The organism is Candidatus Epulonipiscium viviparus, assembly GCF_030708075.1.
In the GTDB taxonomy this organism is placed as follows: Bacteria; Bacillota; Clostridia; order Lachnospirales; family Cellulosilyticaceae; genus Epulonipiscioides; species Epulonipiscioides viviparus.
Window position 1 is genome coordinate 3115896 of record NZ_CP117982.1, and the last position, 23780, is coordinate 3139675.

The 23780-nt window shown below is 40.7% G+C and carries 15 protein-coding genes; 9 read left to right on the forward strand and 6 right to left on the reverse strand.

The window, feature by feature from the left end:
* Positions 1 to 96: 96 nt before the first annotated feature.
* The 9 genes from PCY70_RS13250 (at position 97) to PCY70_RS13290 (ending at position 20711) form a co-directional block, all read left to right on the forward strand.
* Complete coding sequence (locus PCY70_RS13250; RefSeq protein WP_305767827.1) at positions 97 to 10194, forward strand: hypothetical protein; 10098 nt, start codon at positions 97 to 99, stop codon at positions 10192 to 10194.
* A gap of 228 nt (positions 10195 to 10422) precedes the next feature.
* Positions 10423 to 11412, forward strand: coding sequence for a glycoside hydrolase family 130 protein (locus PCY70_RS13255; protein WP_029487932.1), 990 nt, complete (start codon positions 10423 to 10425; stop codon positions 11410 to 11412).
* 76 nt (positions 11413 to 11488) lie between these two features.
* Positions 11489 to 12418 carry an ABC transporter permease gene (locus PCY70_RS13260; RefSeq protein WP_029487931.1) on the forward strand — a complete coding sequence of 310 codons (930 nt, stop codon included), beginning with the start codon at positions 11489 to 11491 and terminating at the stop codon, positions 12416 to 12418.
* A gap of 21 nt (positions 12419 to 12439) precedes the next feature.
* Positions 12440 to 13348: a carbohydrate ABC transporter permease gene (locus PCY70_RS13265; RefSeq protein ID WP_305767830.1), complete on the forward strand. Its 909-nt coding sequence runs from the start codon at positions 12440 to 12442 to the stop codon at positions 13346 to 13348.
* Between the two features lie 81 nt (positions 13349 to 13429).
* Positions 13430 to 14842, forward strand: a complete 1413-nt coding sequence (locus tag PCY70_RS13270) for an ABC transporter substrate-binding protein (RefSeq protein WP_305767832.1) — start codon at positions 13430 to 13432, stop codon at positions 14840 to 14842.
* Between the two features lie 16 nt (positions 14843 to 14858).
* Positions 14859 to 16292, forward strand: a complete 1434-nt coding sequence (locus tag PCY70_RS13275) for an ABC transporter substrate-binding protein (protein WP_305767834.1) — start codon at positions 14859 to 14861, stop codon at positions 16290 to 16292.
* Positions 16293 to 16327: 35 nt separating this feature from the next.
* A complete protein-coding gene (locus PCY70_RS13280; protein WP_305767836.1) occupies positions 16328 to 18661 on the forward strand; it encodes a glycoside hydrolase family 38 N-terminal domain-containing protein in 2334 nt (777 codons plus the stop codon).
* 15 nt (positions 18662 to 18676) lie between these two features.
* Entirely contained in the window at positions 18677 to 19675 is a 999-nt protein-coding gene (locus PCY70_RS13285) for a LacI family DNA-binding transcriptional regulator (protein ID WP_305767838.1), read from the forward strand.
* Positions 19676 to 19778: 103 nt separating this feature from the next.
* Positions 19779 to 20711, forward strand: coding sequence for an ADP-ribosylglycohydrolase family protein (locus tag PCY70_RS13290; RefSeq protein WP_029487928.1), 933 nt, complete (start codon positions 19779 to 19781; stop codon positions 20709 to 20711).
* 26 nt (positions 20712 to 20737) lie between these two features.
* On the opposite strand, the gene PCY70_RS13295 is transcribed toward PCY70_RS13290, so the two are convergent.
* From PCY70_RS13295 to PCY70_RS13320, 6 genes are all read right to left on the reverse strand, one after another.
* Positions 20738 to 22210, reverse strand: a complete 1473-nt coding sequence (locus PCY70_RS13295) for a sulfatase family protein (protein ID WP_029487927.1) — start codon at positions 22208 to 22210, stop codon at positions 20738 to 20740.
* A gap of 174 nt (positions 22211 to 22384) precedes the next feature.
* Positions 22385 to 22906, reverse strand: a complete 522-nt coding sequence (locus PCY70_RS13300) for a hypothetical protein (protein WP_305767840.1) — start codon at positions 22904 to 22906, stop codon at positions 22385 to 22387.
* A 55-nt stretch (positions 22907 to 22961) separates the two neighbouring features.
* Complete coding sequence (locus PCY70_RS13305) at positions 22962 to 23087, reverse strand: hypothetical protein (RefSeq protein ID WP_305767842.1); 126 nt, start codon at positions 23085 to 23087, stop codon at positions 22962 to 22964.
* Positions 23056 to 23331, reverse strand: coding sequence for a hypothetical protein (locus tag PCY70_RS13310; RefSeq protein WP_305767844.1), 276 nt, complete (start codon positions 23329 to 23331; stop codon positions 23056 to 23058). The genes PCY70_RS13305 and PCY70_RS13310 overlap by 32 nt, the downstream gene beginning before the upstream one ends.
* Positions 23332 to 23378: 47 nt before the next feature.
* Positions 23379 to 23519 (reverse strand): hypothetical protein, encoded by a 141-nt coding sequence (locus tag PCY70_RS13315; protein ID WP_305767846.1) that lies wholly within the window; start codon positions 23517 to 23519, stop codon positions 23379 to 23381.
* Positions 23520 to 23569: 50 nt separating this feature from the next.
* Positions 23570 to 23776: a hypothetical protein gene (locus PCY70_RS13320; RefSeq protein WP_305767848.1), complete on the reverse strand. Its 207-nt coding sequence runs from the start codon at positions 23774 to 23776 to the stop codon at positions 23570 to 23572.
* Positions 23777 to 23780 lie beyond the last annotated feature (4 nt).

The window sequence follows — 23780 nt, forward strand, 5'->3', positions numbered from 1 at the left end:
TCGATAATAGCATTTCAAATTGATGCTAGAGTGTGAAAAAAAATGATCATAGCAGACGCGGTTTTGCTATGAGTTAAATTTAAAGGAGATGGATTAATGTCATTATTAAAAAAATACAATAAACAAATGGCCTTCACGTTATTAGGAGCAATGACGCTTTTGCCAGTCGATGCTTTTGCAGAGACACCTACTTCTTATACGGATGGCACTGTTGGAGCATTAACAAAATCAGTAAAGGACGCAGCGACGGCCGGTACGGGTGATAAAGCTAACGAATGGACGTATGGAGCAGTGACTAACCTGATTCCTGAGACCACAGTTGAAATCCCGCTCATTAATGCGCTATTGCAGAAAGCGATCCGGTTGACAGAACTACATACAACGGATGTCGCGGGGCTGGACTATCCGGCTGATCAATACTACATAGAGATCGATGAAGATGAAGACGTCTTTGCTGAGTTGAAAAAAATATTGGCAACGGGGGTTATTACTAATGCAGAAGATCCAGGGATAGCAGAACATATCAAAATCGTAGCGGAGAATCTAGAGGATGCTATAAAGGATGTAGAGAAGCTGAAGTTTGTCGAAGGAGCTGGTGAAGATTATAAGGCGGCAATTGATAAACTTAAGGCTGAAATTCATTATGTAGATGCGCATTTGGATTTCTCAAAATATGCGCCAGTGACAGTGGATGAGGAAGTTGCTGATCCAAAAGAGCCTTTCGATTTCGGAGATCCTACCAAGACTGGAACTACCCCAATAGCAACAGCGGTGGGTATAGCGATTAGCGAAGACGGTTCTGATGTTATGGAAGGAAGATATTGGATAACAGAAGGCATCCATAATGAAGTAGTAAATGCAATTGGAGAAGCTGAAGATGCGTTGATGAATGTCTATAAAGAGGCACAAATTGCTGCTGGTAAAAAACTTGACGATACAACTGATGGATTTAATAAGGCTGTAGAATTACTTGACAAAGTAACTGGGGAAACGGGAGAAGATTCCACTTTCTCAAAATTCGCTTTGGCAAAAATAAATAATGCGCAGACGGGGCAGTTAGCGGGTGAGTACAGTGCATTAGATTCAGATGATAATCCGGGCACTGCCCTAGCAGATGGCGCTAAAGCAATTGCGTTATTATCAGATGAGACAGCATATAAAATAGCAAATGTTGTGGCTGGTACAAAAGAAAATCATACTACGTTGGAGAAGATAGAAGATGCGACCGAGGCGTTGGAAAAAGCATATAAAGAATATTTAAAAGCAGATGAAGGAGAGGCAGAAGTAATTAGCGCTCGTAAATTGAATTTAGATAAGCAAATCGCATTGGCTATTCTTGGCATTAAACCTCCTGACGGTGGCGGCGCATTGGAATTGCCAGATTCGTTACCAGCGGCTACAACAATCTTCAACACTCCTAATGAAAATGTAATTTATGTATATACGAAAACAAATGCTGGTACTCGAACAAGTGCTCAAACAGGTACTCTAACCACAAGAGGAGAAGCCGACGGAATTGCAGTATATAAGGCAGGTACGCATTCGTTAACTGCTGATACGGCAAAAGAAGGCTTCGGTAAGGATGCACAGTATTTCATTGTACCAGCGATAACATCTGATCCATATTCTGTTAAAATTGCAGATATAGCATTGCTAAAGCACGAGGCTAATGAAGAAAAACAAGGCACCTATATCACATATGCGGAAGCCAACGGTCATCTTAAAACGCTACGTAATTTATTTCAAGAGTTTGAAAAATACGATGGGGTAACAGATAAAGCGATAGAAGATATTGATAATGTAGCGGATTACGAAGCATATAGAGCCGAAGTGAGAGAAGGAGTTAAGGCGGCTGGAAATAACGATTACAATGCAGATACGAAGGTTGCGTTAGTTGTAGCGAAGATAGCCGGATTTGCTGAAGAAGTATCAGAGACTGTATCAGTTAGCGAAAGTACAGAGAAGCAAGAGGCAATAGAGGAGTTACAGAATTATTTACTACATCTAGGATATGCGGTGGAGGATACTAATGGTGCGTTCGAAGTAGCGACGTTAGCTGATGTGAAATTTGGCAAGGTGACAGCAATTGGCGAAACAAACGCTACAGCTCTTACTACTGCAGATGGACTAAGCGATCACATTAAAGAAAAATTTGCAAATGCTATAGCTGACACAGAATTCTATAACATTTCAAATGTAGGCGGAGTTGATTTAAATAAAGAGCAGAAATGGGTAACGCAAGCAGAACATGATGCGTTAGAAAATGTGTTGACTCGTTTACATAAATTATTCAAGGAAAACTTTATTACACAAACTAAACCTACGGATGCGAGCAACGATGTAGATAATATACTTTACACGACGGAAATGGTAAAAGCTGAAACTGCGAATTTGGTGGCAGCAATCGAGATGTATGATGAGGCAGGTAAGGACGGTATAAAAGCTGATTTTGCCAAATCGGTGAATGACATTGTTGAGGCACTAAAGGACGTAACCGAATATGTAACGATGGCTACTTTTAACATTGAGGCCGGAGCGTCGACTGCTCCAAAATTAACTGCTGCTAGAGTTATGAATACAGCTGGCAAAACCGTATTATCAGAGGACGGAGTATTTGCGATTACTCGCGAAGTTCTTACTGCTGCTCCAAATGGATTTACTCTAGATAAGGCTACACCATATAGCCTTATTCAGAATAAGCAACTCATCAATGGAGCAACTACTGGAGCAAATAGTGAAGCTACGCATTATGTAACACCAGCCGATTTGAATGCATTACTTACTGAAATCGAGCCAGTTGCTATCTTATTAGCAAACGATGATATAACCGGCACATCTAAAGGCGCGAAATTAAACGACACAACAAATGCCAATGTACATGCGCCAGAAATCGGAAACGCTAGCGCATTGGTTGACGATTTGGTAGATAAATTCTTTACTACAACTGATGGCGAAAATGCTTTAGAGATTCTTGTTGACAAAATTAAAACTGCGGTTAAAACGTTTGAAGACGCCAAGAAAGAAATTATACCATATAAAGCGACGAGAGATGCATTGCTTGAAGATGTGAATCCGAAAATGTTTGAAGATCCTGCGACGGCCGATGGAATTAGAAAAAATATTCTCGTGGATAAAGATAATGGTGAAGTGTATATCGCATCAGATGAAAATGTCGTAGTATCTAAAGACGGTGGCTATACTTATGTAACTTATGATACTACCGATCATAAATGGAATACTGAAGCTGAAGTAATTCCTACTACCAAAACATGGGTAACCATGGAAGCTCTGGATACGTATAACGTGGCAATCGCTATGGCAGAAACAGTTTTACGTGAGAGCCAAATTAATACTTATGCAATAATACCTGGTGCCAATGGTAATACGGCGAATGACACAGCATCTGATCAAGTTACTAATCCTAAAGATGATGCCGGAGAGAAAGCTGTATATGCGGAAGCTAAATTGAACGATGATGCATTGGCGAAGTTGGCAACCGCCGCGGCTAACGGTGACGATTACTTTGAAATAGTAAAAGAAACTTTGGCTAAAGCAACGGAGGCATTTGAGAAAGCGAAGCAGGCACCTGAAAGTGATGCGGTGCAAAAAGATTTAGACACATTTAAATCGAATCTGGATGCTATTTACAAAATTACAAAGCAGACTGATGCTACTACTGTGGAATCGTTTGAAAAACTAGGATATATAACGGGGACGACTCCGGTTCCGGGAAGTGATGTATTAACTGTACACGAATTTAAGAACGATAGATATCCAACAGGAGTATACGTGAGCCAAAACACTACTGGTGTTATCAACTCTGTAACTGGTAAATTATATGGAGTGGATGCAACTGGCGCAGATGATAGCGGTGCACCAAAAAGTTATGTAAGCGCGACATTGGCGAAAAATGTATTGGACGCTATTAATATGGCAGAGACAACTAAAGATACCCCGTTGGCTGTACTCGGAAAATTGATAGATAAAGATAAGGATTACTTCACAAATATTGAAACTAAAGTTCAAGCCGCGGTAGATGCATTTAAAGCAGGGGTTAAAGAACATTTGAGCAAAAACTTTAAGACGGCTTACACTAATGCTCAAGCAGTAATTGTAACTAATGGCGCATTGAACGATGGTACATTTAAATTAGATCCTGCAGTAACTGATTTGGCACTTAAAGATGCGCTTGATGTAAAATTTACAACAGATGGAAAAATTGATTTGGATTCAGATATTAAATTGGATGGTACGAAAATTCAAGAATCGCTAAATGGAATAGACAGATATAATTCGCAAGAAGATTTGAGCGGTCATTGGGTAACGCCGATGATGTTTAGTAACCTTAAAAATGCAATGATAGAGGCACAGGAAATGTTAAACGCCGCGGCAAATGCGGAAGCAAATATAGTACAAGCGTATGTGAATGCGTTGGACGATGTTGCAGCTATCAGGGTGGCGCTGGAAGGATATGGCAAGTTAGAGGGAGCAGCGAAGACGGAGGCAGAACAATTAGCGGCTAACGCAGTTGCGAGATTGAATGTAACTGATGAAGAGAGAGTAACACTTGAAGCGGCCATGACTAACGCACCATCTGATACAAAGGCTACCGACATATTAGATAAAATCAAAACAGAATTTTTCAAATATAGTTTGACTCCACTTCACAATGCTATCGCGGAATTTGCTCCTAAAGAAGTAGAGAGTATGGCGAAAGCGGGAGATTGGCGAGATAAAGCTGGAAAACTTTTATATGGCGACGCCTATGATTCAACTAAACCTGAAACTTATGCAACATTGCAGGTTAGAATTAGCGAGCTACCGGGTGGAGCAGATACGCTTACATTTGAAGAGTTAAAAGCGGCAGATACGGATAAGGCGGAAATTGGCGAGAGCTCCGATGGGAAACTACTATATGGATTGAATGATGCTGAGATCAGTAAAATAACAGATGGGCTAACGTATATCACGAAAGATTACGCAGATAAACTGATTGCCGCATTTGACGCATTGGTGGCGGACATCGCAGATGAGAAAGGTGACGAAGATGTATTGCGCACGTTGGCGATATTAGTGAATCAGTTTGAAGAAAAACCGTTGAGTGTCGCGGGAACCGAGGGAACTGCAAAGATCGAGTTGTACAATAGCTATATGACAGCATCTGATAGACTGACTGTTAAGGACGAAAAAGATGCATCGAAAGTTAAAGTTATAGTGGCAAGCGATAATCAAGGGGCTAATGTATTGAAGACCGAGTATTGGGTACCGTCAGCAGTGTTGAAAAATTTGACTAACGCATTAACCGCGACAGAAAAAATGTTGAGCACTCCATCTTCAAAAGGAAGCGCCGCATTTGTAAAAACATTGACCGCACAGATTACGACTAATACTCGTTTGGCAAATGCAATGAATCCGAAACCTGGTATTGCAACTGAAGAGCAAAACGCAAAATTGATAACAGCGAAGGCCAATTTATTAACTGCTGTAAATAAAGCAACGGTGATGGTAGGAAGAAAAGCATTTTTGGAAGATGGTACAGAAAACGCGAATGCCAATATTATAGATGAAGGACGCGTGGTGGTGAGTAAGTTATTCGGTACCGATGTGTCTGGAATGGATGTGGACGGAAACTTAGTACCAGATTCTGGAACAAGATGGACTACAAGCGTGGCAGCAGCATCGAAGGCAATAGATATGGCGATGGTTGCGTATAATAATCTATTAGCAACGGAGGTTTCGCTAGAAAGAGCTCTGATAAACTTAGAAAACTTTATGGCAAACTTCGAGAAGACATTAAGATACGGCGCGAAAGATGTTTACGATTCTGTAAGCGCAACAATGAAAACGCTAATTAAAAATGCACGTGAGGGCAACGCAACATATGAGACGGGCCCAATCATCGCAGTTAAGGATATTGCGATCAGCTTGCTAGGTGGCGCGGACATCGCAGTGAACGCCGTATGGACAACGAAAGCCGATGCGACAAGAATAACAGCAACCGTAAATGCCGCAGAGAAGTTTGTGAACACATTTGCCAACGTTGATGCTCCAGAGAAGCGAGTGGACTTAACTAAGATGGTAGCAGAGTTTAATAAACTGCGCAACGCATATGAATTGTTCTACGGAAGAGATATATTAGGAAACCCAGTTGATGTCGTATCGAAAGTTCAGCCGGGAACAGACAAAGTGGAAACGTCAGAGATTCGCGTCGCAATTGAGAAGGCAGTGGAGATAATTAACGACTTAGTTTATATGAAGGGAGCACCAAAACTTATTGCCAAATTTACGCCATTCGACGGAAAGGCGTCTCAAGAGTATGGATATGATCAATTAATACCAGATAGAGATTATGAGCTTGAGAAAATAGAGGACGGAGACGGTAATGGCAACGGCGTGGATGAAGCAAGTACAACAGACATTCGCGTATCAAGCAAAGTAGCGGGCGTCGATGTACCGGCAAAAACTAGCTGGGTACCGGCTAGTGCAGTAACAAAATTGGCAGGATCTGTAAATGCAGCGCAAGTAGCAGTGAGTAAATTCGAATCTGCAGGAGACAAAGCAAATCAAGCATCGTTGAATGTAGTGCTCCAAAATCTTGAGACAGCTATAACAGCGTTTAATAAAGCCGTGAAGGTTACAGGAGAAGAGTTGGATCCGAAGGCTGTAGGATATCAGGAAGCATATACGAAATTGTATAAAGCTATAGATCAGGGATTTGCGCAACTGGGATTAGACACAACGGGGCAGCCTGTAGAAGACGGTGGAGACTTGCCGTCAATGGATGGAGATTTGGCATTTAATAAAGAAGTGCGCATGAGTATCGCGGGAGATGGAGGCGATATAGATTCAGAATTCAATTGGGTACCGGTGGCAACTTATAATGCGTTTAAGAATGCGGTAGTAATAGCAAAACGATCATTGGACGCTTCGAACGCATCTGAAAAATCATTGACGAACGCGTTTAACGCCCTGGATAGAGTCGGAAATGCGATAAATAAAACAGCAACTCAGAAAGGTGAAGGGCAAAAAGATAAGCGCGATGGTATTATCGACGAGCTGTCAGGTAAAGTGGATGCGGCGAAGGATATATTATTCGAAGAAGCTGTGTTTGTGAGTGCGAACGGAAAAGATGTACCGACAGATAGTATGTGGATTAACCCTGTACATGCATCGAAACTCAAAGCGCAAATTGTGGCGGCAGAAGCAGCAATCTTTAATGCGAACAAAGATGCACACGAGACAACTGGCGTGAAGGGCACTGGAAAAACCACAATGGCATTATTAACCAATTTAGACAAGGCATTGACTTTATTATTGGATACCGTGAAGCCGGCTTCGGGATTATTAGAAGATGAAGAAAAAGTAGCGGCAGTTACGGCGAAGAATGAGTTGAAAGCTATAATAGATCAAGCCAATGCATATGCAAAAACGCGTGCAAGTAATTATCAGGGCACCGAGTTGGCAGATGGAGTGAAGTGGGTTACCGGAAATATAGTACCAGGATTCACATTTGACCAAAAGACAGAAGTAAAATTACGCCCAACTCTATTTATTGCTCAGGCAGCTAAGTTGGCCACAGTTACTTATTCTATACCATATACTAAAGTGGACGCTCAGAAAATGTATGAGGAAGCGAAGACTACTTTAGAAAATGCAATTTCGCAATTTGAAAATGTATTAAATAACAAAACACCAGATGGTAGAGATTATGATAATGGCAGATTGAAATTATCTGGAGAAGGCACGATGAATTCGATCAAGGCAGCGAAGGATGCGATTAATAAACGAATAGTAGAAATCACAGCGATGATGAAAATGACTCGCGTCGCTAACAATACAAATGCGATTGAAAAGCTCGCGAACGGATCGTATTATGCACCAGCAACAGAGGTTCAAGCAATTAATACTGCCATACTAAATGCGAAAAAGGAAATGGCTCTGCTAGAAAGAACAGTAGAGGCAGTGAGCGATTTGATTGGCGAGAGCGATAGTGTATTGGCAGCGTTGAATGTAGCGGCGACGAAATTTGAAAATGTTCGCGAAGTAAAAGGTACTAGCGAAGGAACAGTCTTTGACAATGCGGTAGCGGCAATGGAAATATTATTTGATGATAAGAATCCAATAGTGGTACCGTCTGAAATAACAGAAACTGCTGAGATTGCAGCATATGTGAAGGCGCTTGTGGAAAATGTTGTAATAGATTCAGCGATCGTGGTAACTGTAGACGCTACGATCTCTGATGCCGCAAAAGCGGGCGCTGCAGATGAACCAGAAGGAGAAGTAGGTTCTGCCGATGTTACAGTAACGTTAGCTTATGGTGAAGAAGATCCGAAAAATATTAAGAAGGAAGTTGTTTTGGCGGCCGCTCCATATAAGTGGGATTCTATTAGCAAGGCGAATATACTTTCAGCTGCATCAATAATATATGATCATAGAGAGAAGCTCGTTGTGGACGGCGTATTATTAGCTACGGCAGAGGGCACTACTGAGGCAGACAAACTTGAGGCTCAGGCGAAAGTTATAGCAAAAGATTTGAAAGATCAGATTACAGAGATGATTCATGATTCAGCGGTCGATGTATATATAGTAGCTGCGGATGCAGGATCTGAGGACGCACTGGAAACTGATAACGATATCACCACGCATGCGGAGGCCAATGCGTATGAGGCGCCAAAAGTTACGGCGAAAGGCGAGGAAAAAGGAAAGCTGAAGTTTAATGTAGTGTTGAGATTGCCTTATGCTGATGTACCGCAGTTGATGACTATCGCAGAACCTCAGATTATGCATCACCTAGATGAAGTAACCAATGACGGAGTTAAAGGAGCCGCGGATGCAAACAACGAATTCTATACTGTAATATTTAAGGAAGAATTCACGGCCACTGTGACTAACCCACCACAAGATGCGATAACGACAGTTGACACGGCCGCTGTAGAGATGGCAAAAGCAATTTATACTGAAAACAAAGCTAAGAATGCGTTCGCTGAGATTGAGAATGTGATTGGCGATACAGTAATAACGCAAGCACAAGCTGAGGCGAAAATAATTCTTCATATTACAAAGCTATTGGATGAGAAAGGATTTACAACTAACATAGCTAACGGATCAGCGACAACTACTGATAAGACCGTTGTGGATTATGCGGCGGTAGAAGATATGAAGTTTGAGGTAATCACAAAGACGTTTACAGCAGCAACAAAAGAAGCCGCTGGAAAAATTACGTTTGATGTAAGATTTACTCAGGGTGCAGTGATTGATACCGTAACTGGAGTAGCGGATTTAGCTATAGCCAAAATACCTGAGGATGAGCTAGGAGACTTTATGCTTGAGATAGAATCATTCCCTACATTACTAGAAAAGTATGCGTACGTGGAAAATTCTGATGGGTTAGGAGAATTTGTAAAGAAAACCGACGAGCTGGTAGCATTTGCTTTAACAGATAAGAATGCGAAGGACGTGTATTCGGCATCAACTATTTTAAGTGCGTTTTTAAATTCAGTAGCAGCTGAGAAAGGATTTGATCTTGGCGAGGATGACGATTCAATATTTATCACATTGCCAGATACAATATTTAAGGCACCACGATCAGCGACTCAGAAAGCCAAAGGGGTTGATGGATTCTATAAATTTGTGGTACAGATTAAAGAAGGAACTGCAGCTGACGCGAAAGTTAGAAAAACATTCCAAATTACAACACCGATCATAGCATTGCCATATGAGGCTCCAGCAGCAGTAAAAGCGGTAGAAGCAAACTTAATTTCGCTAGGATTGGATCTAGATGCGGTAGCCGAATTTGAGGAAGCGCAAGAGTTTGATGCGGTAGAATCAGTAATAGAAGTAGAAGAAGTATTTGATTTTGAAGGTGGATACGAAGAAGAATTCGTAGAAGAAGAGTTAACATTCGATGATTCGACTGAGTATGAATTTGAAGAGAGCTACGAATACGACCAAGAGTACGATGCATTGCTAGAAGAGGAGATGATATTTGAGGAGCAAGAAACATACTTCGAGGAGCAAGCGCTCTATGAAGAAGAGATAATGTTCGAAGAAGAAATGAATTTCGAAGAGGAAATGAATTTCGAAGAGGAAATAATATTCGAAGAGGAAATGATATTCGAAGAAGAAATGAATTTTATAGCAACGAAGAAACAATCATTTATAGCAAAAGTAAAAAATTTATTTAAGCGAGGATAAAAATCTTCAAAATAAAAACCTTTCCCAAAAAAAATTGGGAGAGGTTTTTTTTGTAGACATAATTTTGATTTTAATTCAAATTGAAGCATGTTTTTGTGTAATATTATATTTTTATTAATATTTGCGAAAAAGTTACTTAATCTTTAGTTAATTTTCATATTGAATATTTAAAAAAATCCGGATATAATTAGGTTACAAATTTAATTATGAAAACAAAGGAGAATGTTTATGGCAAAAATAATTGGTTCATCATTGTCAAATATACCATGGCAAAGCAAGCCGCTAAATTGTACAGACGCAATATGGAGATATACAAATAACCCAGTTATCAAAAGAGACGCGATTCCGTCATCGAATAGTATCTTTAACAGTGCCATTGTACCGTTCGAAAATAAATTTGCAGGCGTATTTCGATGCGATAGCAAGTCTCGAAGCATGGACATCTTTGCAGGGTTTAGCGAAGACGGCATAAACTGGAGTATAAACCATGATCCGATAAAATTTGAAGGTGCAGACAGAGAAATTTTAAAGGTAGAATATAGATATGACCCGCGAGTATGCTTCATAGAAGATCGATATTGGATCACCTGGTGTAACGGATATCATGGCCCAACGATAGGGGTTGGATACACCTACGATTTCAAGAAATTCACACAAGTGGAAAACGCGTTTTTACCGTATAATAGAAATGGAGTAATGTTCCCACGCAAAATCGACGGTCTATATACAATGCTCAGCCGGCCTTCAGATACTGGGCACACGCCGTTTGGAGACATTTTCTGCAGCCAAAGCCAGGATATGACGTTTTGGGGTAAACACAGACACGTGATGAGCACTATAAAAACAAATGCCTCAGCATGGCAATCGACAAAAATAGGAGCCGGGCCGATACCAATCGAAACAACAGAGGGGTGGCTCATGATATACCATGGGGTTCTAAACAGTTGTAACGGATTTGTATATAGCTTTGGTGCGGCACTACTAGAAATAAACAGGCCATGGGAAGTAAAATATCGAACGAAGCCGTACTTGCTATCACCGCAAGAGTACTATGAATGTGTAGGAGACGTACCGAACGTGGTATTTCCGTGCGCGGCACTGACTGATGCGAGCAGTGGACGAATAGCAATATACTATGGGTGCGCCGACACAGTAACGGGTTTGGCATTTGCGGAGGTTGACGAACTGGTAGAATATATCAAAAGGAATTCATTATAGTCGGCGTGAGCTGGCAAAATTGTTGCAGTTAAATATACGGAAAGAGGATTAGTATAAAAAGGAAAGGGCGTATATCATGAAAAAAAAGCGAATCAATTTGAAGGAAAATAACCAATTATTGCTTTTAGCTTTGCCAGGATTGATATGGTTTATCGTTTTTAGCTATTTGCCATTGATAGGTAATGTTATTGCGTTTAAAGATTTCAAGATACATAAAGGTGGTTTTTTAAATAGTTTGATACAAAGCGATTGGGTGGGGCTGGATAATTTTGAGTTTTTGTTTTCGTCGAGTGATACATTACTAATGTTGCGCAATACAATAGGATACAATTTGTTATTTATAGTTTTGGGTACGGCGATACCGATCATTATTGCTATCTCGATTAATGAGTTGCGCAACAAGAGAGCGGCTAAAGTTTATCAGAGCATTATGTTTTTTCCGTACTTTTTGTCGTGGGTAGTTGTAAGTTATTTTCTCTTTGCATTTTTGGATCCGTCTAAGGGCTTAATTAATGCAATACGCGAAGCGTTTGGGTATGAGTCAATTAACTTTTATTTAGAGCCCAAATATTGGCCATACTTTTTGGTTGCGCTAAATATTTGGAAAGGTCTCGGGTATGGCACTGTTTTGTATCTTGCCAGCATTGTGGGGATAGATAAAACGTATTACGAGGCAGCCATGCTAGATGGCGCTACCAAAATGCAACAAATTCGATACATCACTCTTCCTTTCTTAAAGCCGGTGGTCACTATTTTGGTAATACTTTCTGTTAGTAAAATTTTGAACTCAGATTTTGGACTGTTTTATCAAGTGCCAAGAAATTCGGGTGCGCTATATAGCGTAACTCAAACAGTAGACACATTCGTTTATCGTGCGATGACCAGCCTGGGAGATATTGGCATGAGCTCCGCCGCTGCGTTGTTCCAATCCACTGTAGGTTGCGTATTGGTGTTGCTTAGCAACTGGCTTATAACAAAGATTGACAAAGAAAATGCAATATTCTAACAAAAGGAGGACGGACGAACAATGGAAACCAAAACAGATTTCTCGCAAATAAGCAAGTCGAGCAATATAATGCTCCATATTATTTTTACGACACTAGCTCTGTTGATGCTTTTGCCAGTTGTTTTTGTAGTGATCATATCGTTTAGTAGCCAAAATTCTATTGCAGAAAATGGGTATAGCTTTTTTCCATCGGAGCTGAGCTTGGAGGCATATAAATATGTTTTTAGCAATGGGCAAAGCATCATGTCATCATTTTTAGTTTCTGTGATCGTAACGATTGGTGGTACGCTATTAGGAAGCATCTTGATGTCTACCTATGCCTATGTGCTATCTCGCAAAAACTTCAAATATGTAAAATTTTTCACAGTCGTCGCATTGATCCCTATGTTATTTTCGGGTGGTATGGTAACGAACTATCTAATAATGACCACGCTTCTAGGTTTAAAAGATAGCTTATGGGCATTGATTTTGCCATTGCTAATGAGCTCATTTTATATATTTGTTCTAAAGGCATTTTTTCAAGGATTCGTGCCAGAAGCGATCATAGAATCAGCCAAAGTTGATGGAGCAACAGAGTGGCAAACTTTCACCAAAATCGTTATTCCGGTTGGCAAGCCGGGGATCGCCACTATTGCATTGTTTCTTACATTGGGATACTGGAACGACTGGTTTCAAGCGATGTTGTATATCGAAACACAAAGCAAAGTGCCTATTCAATATTTATTAATACGAATGGAAAATACAAGCAATTTTTTGAAGCAAATGTCAGCTTATATGGGTGCGAGCGTCGCGGAGATTGCAGCCAACATGCCGTCAGATACATTAAAAATGGCCGTGGTGGTAATTGTCGTATTGCCAATAGCGTTGTCCTACCCATACTTTCAAAAATATTTTGTACAGGGGCTCACAGTTGGTGCGGTAAAAGAGTAAGCTGCCGCCGCTGAACGGGTAATATTTTTCTGCTGTTAAAAATACTTTCATAATACACTTTTTACTAAAGGAGACAAAACGATGAAAAAATATCTTTTCGCATGTATGGCACTATCTATGACAATGGTGGGGTGCTCCTCCACGGCTTCTTCCGATGATGTTATTCTAAAAGCTCATTTTATTGGTGCGCCACCTGCAGATGAACAAATAGTAGAAGATAAGCTTAATGAGTATCTCAAGGCTAATTTTGGTTTTGGCTTAGAGATGGTATTTACAGATTTTGGTGACTTTGACCAAAAATCACAACTGATAATAAATTCTGGCGAAGACTACGATATTATTTTTACTTGTGCCTGGGCAAATGACTACCAGAACAATGCGCTAAAGGGAGCCTTTTTAAACTTAACCCCATATCTTGAGTCGCCAGAGTATCAAGAGCTATACGAAACCATCGATGAAGGGTTTTGGGACGGAGCGCGAGTTAATGGCTCGATATATGCGGTTCCGACGCAAAAAGAAATTGCTCTGATGCCGATGTATCAATTTAACAAGGCATATGTGGAGGCAGCAGATTTTGATTATCAGAATGTAACCAAACTTTCTGATGTGGAACCTTATTTGGAATTTGTGAAAAATACTTATCCAGAAGCATACCCCATGTTAGTGTTTGGCGATAGAATATTTGGAGGGACATATGATTATTTGCTAGGCTTTGAGTATCCCCTAGCTGTGGATAATAATGGAAAAGTTGTATATATGTATGATTTACCGGAAGTACGAGAGCATGTCATAACTATGGGAGAGTTTTTTGAGAAGGGTTATGTAAACTTGGATGCGGCAACGCGAACTGGCAGACCTCAGCTTGGCGAAGCGTATGGGCTCGGCTTGGCATCAGGGCAACCTTTTGCCGAAGTTACTTGGAGCCTAGATTCGGGATATGATATCGTCGCAGCAGAGCTGGCGAAACCAATTGTTACTACTAGCAGTACTCGCGGAGCTATGATGGGTATTAATCAAAACAGCGAACATCCAGAAGAGGCTCTCGATTTGCTTCAAATTATAGCAACTGATTCAGAATTTCATAATCTATTGAATTATGGCATCGAGGGTGTGCATTACGAAAAAATTAGCGATACGCAAATCGAACGCACCGAAGCTGGACTGGGAAGATATGCGATTCCGTCATTTTCATTGGGCAACTTATTTAATACGTATACGCTAAAAGGTGAGCCAGAAAATAAATGGGAAGTATTTCAGCAAGAAAACGATGAAGCATATCGTTCGCCGTTACTGGGATTTGCTGCAAATATATCGGATCTCAAAACCGAGCTTGCAGCAATGAACAACCTTCGCGCTCAATACGAACCGCTTATTCAAACAGGCTCTGTGGATGTCGAAACTTATATAGAAGAATTTAGAACTAAGTTAAACGAAGTTGGTATGCAAAAAGTTATAGATCAAATGCAAGTTCAAGTGGATGATTTTTTGAAATAAAAAGGAGTAGTGTTATATGAAATTGAAAAAATACCTATTAACATTTTTGATAGCATCGATGTCTATTGTTGGCGTAGGATGTAGTAACTCAGATCAGGACAATGATGCCGTAACGTTGAAAGCTCACTTTATTGGAACCCCGCCGGCAGATCAGCAGCTAGTAGAAGATGCCGTAAATGAATACCTTTTGGATAATTTTGGTTTTGGCTTAGAAATCGTATTTACCGACTTTGGAGACTTTAATCAAAAATCAGCAATGATCATAAATACAGGCGAAGAATACGACATTATATTTACTTGCTCATGGGCAAATGATTACCAAGCAAATGTGTTAAAAGGGGCATTTTTGGATTTGAGTCCATATCTTGCGATGCCAGAATATCAAGACTTATACACTACTATCAACGAAGGCTTTTGGGAGGGTGCCAAAGTTAACGGCTCAATATATGCAGTTCCGACGCAAAAGGAAATTGCCATGATGCCAATGTATCAGTTTAACAAGGCATATGTGGAAGCCGCAAATTTCGATTATCAAAATGTAGCTAAATTTTCAGATCTAGATCCATATTTAAAATTCGTAAAAGAAAACTATCCAGATGCGACGCCGCTCTTGCTATCGGACCAAAAGATATATCGAGGCGAGTACGACTACGTATTAGGATTTGACTATCCGATTGCAGTAGACGCGAACGGAAAAGTTTCATATATGTATGAGCTACCAGATATCAAAGATTATATTGTAACGGTGCGCGACTTTTTCTTGAAGGGATATGTCGATCCCGATGCGGCCACAAGCGACGGAGACATGGGCTCGGAAGCCGAAAACTGGGGCGTAAGTATAGCAGATGGGCAGCCGTTTGCTGAGGTTACTTGGAGCATAGACATTGGCTTCGATGTAGTAACGGCACCTCTGGCAAAACCAATTGTTACCACTAGCAGTACTCGCGGAGCTATGCATGGCATTAATATTAATAGCGAGCATCCGAGAGAAGCGCTCGACTTCCTACAGGCATTAAATGTAGATCCGAAGCTGCATAACTTAATTAATTACGGCATCGAGGACGTGCATTATACAAAGGTTAATGATACGCAAATTCTTCGAACAGAGCAAGGATCTTCTAAGTATAGCGTACCATCTTTTGCGCAAGGGAATCTATTTAATACCTATACTCTAGCAGGTGAGCCAGAAAACAAATGGGAAGTTTTTAAGAAAGAAAACGACAGTGCGATACGCTCGAACTTGCTAGGCTTTTCGGTAGATACATCGAACCTCAAAAACGAGATGGCGGCAATAAATAATTTGCGTGTACAATACGAGCCGCTTCTTCGAACTGGTTCGGTAGATGCAGAAGAGGGTATACAGGAGTATAAAGATAAGCTAAACCAGATAGGGTTACAAAAAGTGATAGATACCATTCAAACTCAGGTAGATGAATTTCTGAAAAAATAGCAATAATAATAAAGAAAAGAAAAGAGGTTTGATTTATGAAAAAAATATATCTCATACACCACTCCCATACAGATATTGGATATACGGACTTGCAAGAGAAAATTATCTATAACCACATTAATTATATCTATAAAGCAATGGACTTGATTTTGGCAGGCTACGAAAACGACACTGAAATGAAGCATTTTAAATGGAATTGCGAATCTTATTTTGCCGTAGAGAGATTTTTGGATGATGCAACAGAGGCGCAACGAGTTCAGTTTTTTGATCTGGTAAAAAAAGGCAATATAGGCTTGTCTGCAACATATCTAAACTTCACCGATTTGGTGGATAAGTATATACTAGATTCCAAGACCAAGCAAATGGTTCAAATTTGTAAAAATTATGATACATCTATTAAAGTAGCCATGAACGCAGATATAAACGGGATTCCATTAGGCGCGTTAGATGTATTTTTGGAGAACGGAATAGAGTTTTTATTCACCAACGTCCATTGCCATCATGGCATGTATCCGCTATATAAAAATCAGGTGCCATACTATTGGGAGCGCAACGGCAAAAAGTTACTAGTCTGGAGCGGCGAGCACTACCATCTTAGCAATAGCTTTGGGCTTGTGCCAACTAAACCAGAAAGCGCGGATCTCGTTCAGGTTGAGAAAGCGTACGCGGCAATCATGAAATATATAGCTCAATGCGATGCCAATGGATATAAATACGACTTTATTCCGCTATCGATATCGGGAGTATTTAGCGACAACGCGCCTCCTAATGCTATAATAATGGAAATGATCAACGCGTTTAACTCGTATACAAATGAAATTCAGCTCGAAATGCTAACGATTGAAGAGCTCTATAGTAAGATAGCAGATAAGCTGATCGACGTTCCAACATATAGCGGGGACTTAACCGACTGGTGGTCACACGGGGTAGGAAGCACTCCATACGCGGTAAAGCATGCCAAAGAGGCCGTTAGAATTCATAGAATTTGCCAAGCCCTGGATGCCAGCCGCGAGGTGCTTACCGACCAGAGACTGCAAAACGTCGAGAACAACCTGCTGCTATTTGCAGAGCATACTTGGGGGCATTCATCCACAATTAGTAATCCATACGATACAATGGTCCAAAACCTCGATATCAGAAATATCAGCTACGCATCAAAGGCACACGAAAGCGCATCAGAAAACCTAGTCCGTATACTGCATAAAAAAGGCGACATCTTGCAATATTATGGCAGATCTGGCAAAGTTAAAGCCATTAATCCGTCAAACGAGGAAGTTACACAAGTGGTATCATTCTATATTGAAGTGTGGGGCTTTGGCGATATAAACGTCGTATGCAATGGAGTCAAGATGGTAACTCAAATCGGTGCGCATCCAAGAGGCATCGAAATAAAATTTGTTGACACATTTGCCGCGCATGAAGAAAAAATTTACACTTACCAAGAAATCGAGAAAGCTGAACATGCGGTAAACTCAGGAATTGCACACATCGGTTCAGAGCGCATCCAAGATATTGTAAATGAGTACGACCCGATAATTTGTACTTTGCCGTATCAGCTAGAAAACGAGTGGTTTAAAATCAGCTACGAAAGCGGTCTTGGGGTAACATCATTTTATAATAAGGTAGAAAATTGTGAGATGCTAGTAGACGGTGCCAAGTTTTTTGAGCCTATCTACGAAGTGAGTGCAACAAACACAAATGCCTATGAGGAAAGACGTCTACTAGGCAGAAACATCCGAGGTTTGCATGCCAAAAAATATCATGGCAGACTAGAGAATATCCAGTTGCTAGCCCATGGCAAAGTATATACAGAAATTGAGCTTACGTATAAATTAGAGGGCACCAAATTTAGCTCGATAATAATCAGATTCTATCACCAGATTCCTAAAATAGACTTCAAGTATAAAGTCGCAAAGACCCTGGTATTAGATCCCGAAAGCTTATATTTACCGTTAGCGCTAAACATACCGGCTAAAAAAGCATACGTAGATAAAGCCGATGCGACATTTAGACCGGGCGTTGAGCAAATACCAGGAACGTGCATGGAATACTACTTGATCGATAATGGAATAATATACCAAAATCAGCACAGTAGCATATATATTAATACCCTTGATGCTCCTCTTATATATATGGGGCAATTGAAATCGCATCCAATCACGCTGTGTAATAATGAAGAAACAAATAACGATAGACCGATATATTCTTGGATTATGAATAACCTCTGGGAAACTAATTTCAAGATTAATTTATCGGGCATCACCGAGTATTGCTATAGCCTAGGACTTGTGTTAGATCGAGATATTTCAAAAACGCACGAAGCCATGAAAGATAATGCAATGGGTATTACAACTTTTATTATTGAATAGAAATGGCGCATAATTATGAATGAAAAAAAAGTGATTCTACAAGACATTGCCGATAGATTATCGATTAGTAAAGTAACAGTATCAAAAGCTCTTAGCAATAAAGAAGGTGTCAGTGACGAATTGCGAAAAGTCATACACACAACGGCAAAAGACATGGGATATATGCCTATTAAAAATAAGAATTATGAGAGCGGTAAAATAGCAGTGCTCGTTCGAGAAAGATATCTTCAAAACGATTTATACCAAACTTTCTATATGGATTTTTATCAACAGTTGGTTAGCAAATTAATGCATGCTGATTTTTTGTGCAGCTTAATGCCGGTAAAGCATAGCGAAACGAACATTGATAAAGTTATAGATAATTTGCTTGCCAACAAAATTTCGGACGTAATTATTATGGGGCCATTAAAAGACGTTTTTATCGAGAAGCTGCGCAAAAGTAATTTGAATATACTATTTTTGGATTACTATTTATCTGATCATCCCGAGGCCTGCGTTGCGGTAGATAATTTTTACGGAGCATACGAAATCACCAAATACTTGATCGACAGGGGTCACCGTAAGATAGGATTTGTGGGTACCATCCGCAGCACAGCAAGTATACTCGATAGATATCTTGGCTACCTAAAAGCCTTATACGAAAAGGGACTAAATCCCAGCATTCTTGTAGATGACCGAGATGCGAATGGCAAGGAGAAAAATATATACCTACCAAATGACTTGCCGACAGCCTTTGTATGTAACTGTGGAGAGACGGCTTTTAAAGTTGCCATGGAACTCGAGGCTCAAGACCTTAAAATACCAGCAGATATTTCGATCGTAACATTTGATGATGACAGCTTTTCTAAAATATGTAAACCGCCTTTAACCACCATGAAATTTGATATAGAAAGCATGGTCGATAAAGTGATACAGTTAATTACACGAACCCAAGAACAAGAAGAATGCGATGGATTTAGGACTCTTGTCGCCGGAAACATAATAGAGCGCCAATCCGTACGAACTCTTTTCTGATGCCTCCCACAGTGGGAGGCTTTTTTGTTGCGTATAACTCGAGGTTCTAAAATCGCGAATCCATAATATAGTAAAATAGAACAGTAATTTAGGAGTGGAAGGTATGAATACAACTGATTTTACAAATAAAATTATAGGTGCATTTTTGGGCTTTATTGTAGCAGATGCTATGGGGGTTCCAGCAGAATTTACAACAAGACAAGCCAGAGATGAAGATCCGATATTCGAAATGCGTGGCTATGAAGTCTATGATCAGCCTCCTGGGACTTGGTCAGACGATTCTTCGTTGCTCCTATGCTCGATACAAACCATTTCGGAAGGATATTCCATCCAAAAATTAGCACATTACTTTATAGAGTGGTATAGAACAGGATATATGTCCGCTCATGGTGAAATATTTGATATAGGTTTGGCCACACGAATTGCGCTCTCAAATATAATGATGAAAGTTCCGCTTTTGTTATGTGGCGGCGACGATGAATATAGCAATGGCAACGGTGCGTTAATGCGAATACTTCCTTTTGCGTTTGTTTTACGAGACAAGGATTTTTCATATAAACTTGCTTTAATCACAGAAGTCTGTTCTCTCACACATAGGCATCCTCGCTCTATTTTGGCCTGTTTAATATATGTCGAGTTTGTTATAAATCTCATATCACTTGACAAATATGCCGCATACGAAAAAACTATGAATTTCATCTCAATAACTAATGTATTTAAAAAAGACTTCAAGTTTTATCACAGGCTGTTTAGCGGTGAAATTTTAGTTGCCGAGCGAGACGAAATCAAGTCTACAGGGTATGTAGTATATAGCCTAGAATCTGCCATATGGAGTTTTATGTCCACCAATAATTATGACCAAGCCATTGTTCGGGCTATCAATTTGGGTGGCGATACCGACACCATTGGTGCGATCACTGGCGGACTTGCTGGTGTTTATTATGGATTTTCTGCCATTCCAAAAGATTGGTTAAGCTATATCGTGGGGCAAGATAAAATCTATACGGTTTGTAAAGATTATCTTGCTATAATATAAATTTCCCCCATTGACAGGGGGAAAATTTACTCTTCATCTTCGGCTTCAGCCTTCAATTTATACATCTCATCTTTTAACTTTACGATTAAATCGGCATACTCGGGGTTGTCGTATACGTTGTTTAATTCGTGAGGATCCTTTTTTAAATCAAACAATTCCCATGCCGCTTCTCGATACTCATCTATAGTACCACTTTTTCCCAATGCCTGCGCGTAATAGTAAATCAGCTTATAGTCGAGGGTGCGAATTCCATAGTGAGACCAAATATTGTGGTGCGCAAGGTGCATCCAGTATCTATAATACATTGCAGTCTGAATTGCCGGTGCGTTTTCGTCTTCTAATATTCGCCTAAACGACTTTCCTTGCATATCATCTGGAATCGGCACTCCCGCAAAGTCTAGAAATGTTTCGGCAAAATCTAAATTAAGAATCATCTTATCGCTAACTCTCCCCGCTTTGATCGCGCGCGGATATTTAATTACAAACGGCATCCTCAAAGATTCCTCATACATAAATCTCTTGTCATACCACCCGTGATCTCCCAAGAAAAATCCCTGGTCAGAAGTATATACTACAATCGTATCTTCCGCAATGCCCTCTTCGTTCAGGCAATCTAGCAGCTGCCCGATTCCATCGTCTACGCTGGCAACGCATCGTAAATAGTCTTTGATATATCGTTGGTATTTGAAATTTTTGAGCTCGGCATAGCTACTAAAACTAACTGGTACGCCCGTTTCTTCCGGAGTCAGCGTATATCCCTCTAACGAATCTGGTGGCGGAATTTTGTCCATAGGTCTTTTAGTCGGAGGAGGGACAAGTTTTAAATCTCGATACATAAAATCGTTATCAATTCTCATTTCTGCTTCACGAGCCGCGTCGCAACGGGTGGCGTAATCATCGTCAAAAGTTTCGGGTTGCAGTATTTCTTCATCTTTATATAGATCAGCATATTTGGCACTCACGGTCCACGGTCTATGCGGCGCTTTGTGGTGGCACATCAACATAAAAGGCTTACTTTTGTCGCGATCCTTAATAAAGTTAAGAGACATATCAGTAATAATATCTGTGGCGTATCCTTTAAAAATTTTATCCTCGCCCTGCTCTCTCATCTTAGGGTCAAAATACTCGCCCTGTCCGTGAAGAACACAATAATAGTCAAATCCAGTAGGGTCCGCATATCCTCCCTCCCCAAGATGCCACTTACCAATTATGCCGGTTTGGTATCCCGCTTTTTGTAGCAACTTCGGAAACGTCTGCTGTCTACCATCAAATTCGTCATTTAGCGTAATTACCCCATTAAGATGGCTGTGTTTTCCAGTAAGAATGACAGCTCTACTGGGTGCACAAATAGAGTTAGTACAAAAACAATTATCAAATCTCATTCCCTCATTGGCAATGCGGTCCATATTGGGCGTCACATTGATCTTGCTACCATAACAGCTCATCGAGTGAGACGCATGGTCATCAGTCATTATAAAAACGATATTAGGTTGGTTCACAATTATAATTTCCTTTCCGGGGATATTAAAGGCGTCTAATAATGATGACCACCTCATTATATCATTTGTCAGAATTCATAATTTTATGCTAATTATTTTGTTTTAGCAACCACTGAAATTATAACCGCCTCCATTGCACAAGCCAGTTCCAAAAGCCAAAGTAATCTCCGTTGCTTATACATATCCTACAACCAATTTACCATCCTTAGTCCTGCCTATTAGCTTGGCAACGAAATCGCATGGGTCAGCGGTCAAGTAGGTATCTCCGGCGAACGTTACAACAGTGCCCTCGGCATGTTTTCGAATAGCAATAGCCCTTGCACCTTTACCAAAATTTACCGCTTTTGCTGCACCGAATATAAAAGATTCCATTATAAAATCATTAATATCAGTGGTCTTAGTTGCAATGGCGGTGATTTCGTCTTCGAACGCATAAGCGTCACCTTCAATCGCGTTATCCGATGCATCACTTCCGATCACATTATCCGATGAGTCACTTCCGATCACATTAGCCGATGAGTCACTTTCGACCGCGTTATCCGATGAGTCACTTTCGACCGCGTTAGCCGATACGTCACTTCTGACCGCGTTATCCGATGAGTCACTTCCGATCACATTAGCCGATGCATCACTTCTGACCGCGTTAGCCGATGCGTCACTTCCGATCACATTAGCCGATGAGTCACTTTCGATCACATTAGCCGATGCGTCACGTCCGACCGCATTAGTCGATGCGTCATCTTTGATCGCATTAGCAGAATGCGTCGCCTTCGATCACATTAGCCGATGCGTCACTTCCGATCACATTAGCAGATGCATCACTTCCGATCACATTAGCCGATGAGTCACTTCTGATCCACGTTATCCGATGAGTCACTTCCGATCACATTATCCGATGAGTCACTTCCGATCACATTAGCCGATGAGTCACGTCCGATCACGTTAGCCGATGCGTCACGTCCGATCACATTAGCCGATGAGTCACTTCCGACCGCGTTAGCCGATGAGTCACTTCCGACCGCATTAGCCGATGAGTCACTTCCGACCGCATTAGCCGATGCGTCATCGTTGATCGCATTAGCCGATGCGATCACTTCTGATCGCATTATCCGATGAGTCATCCGATTACAGTTAGCCGATACATCACTTCCGATCCATACTTAGCCGATTAGTCACTACTGATCACATTAGCCGATGAATCACTTCTGACCGCGTTAGCCGATGCGTCATTTTCGATAGCGTGAGCCGATTCGGCATCTTTGATATGCGTTAGCCGATGCGTCACGTCCGACCGCGTTAGCAGGTTCATAAGCTACATTTGCATCAGAAAAGGCTTTGAACAACTCATGTAGGCTTGACTTACGAGTTCCATTGCCTGGTCGTCGCTAATACGAGTAGAACTTTTGATCGTATTAGCAGATTCGTCGACATGGATGTATAATTGGAAGATTCATCGACATTGATAGTGTTATCAGATACGTCATCGTTGATCGCATTAGCAGAATCATCATCTTCGATAGCGTCAGCCGATGCGTCACGTCCGAACCGCGTTATCCGATGCGTCACTTCC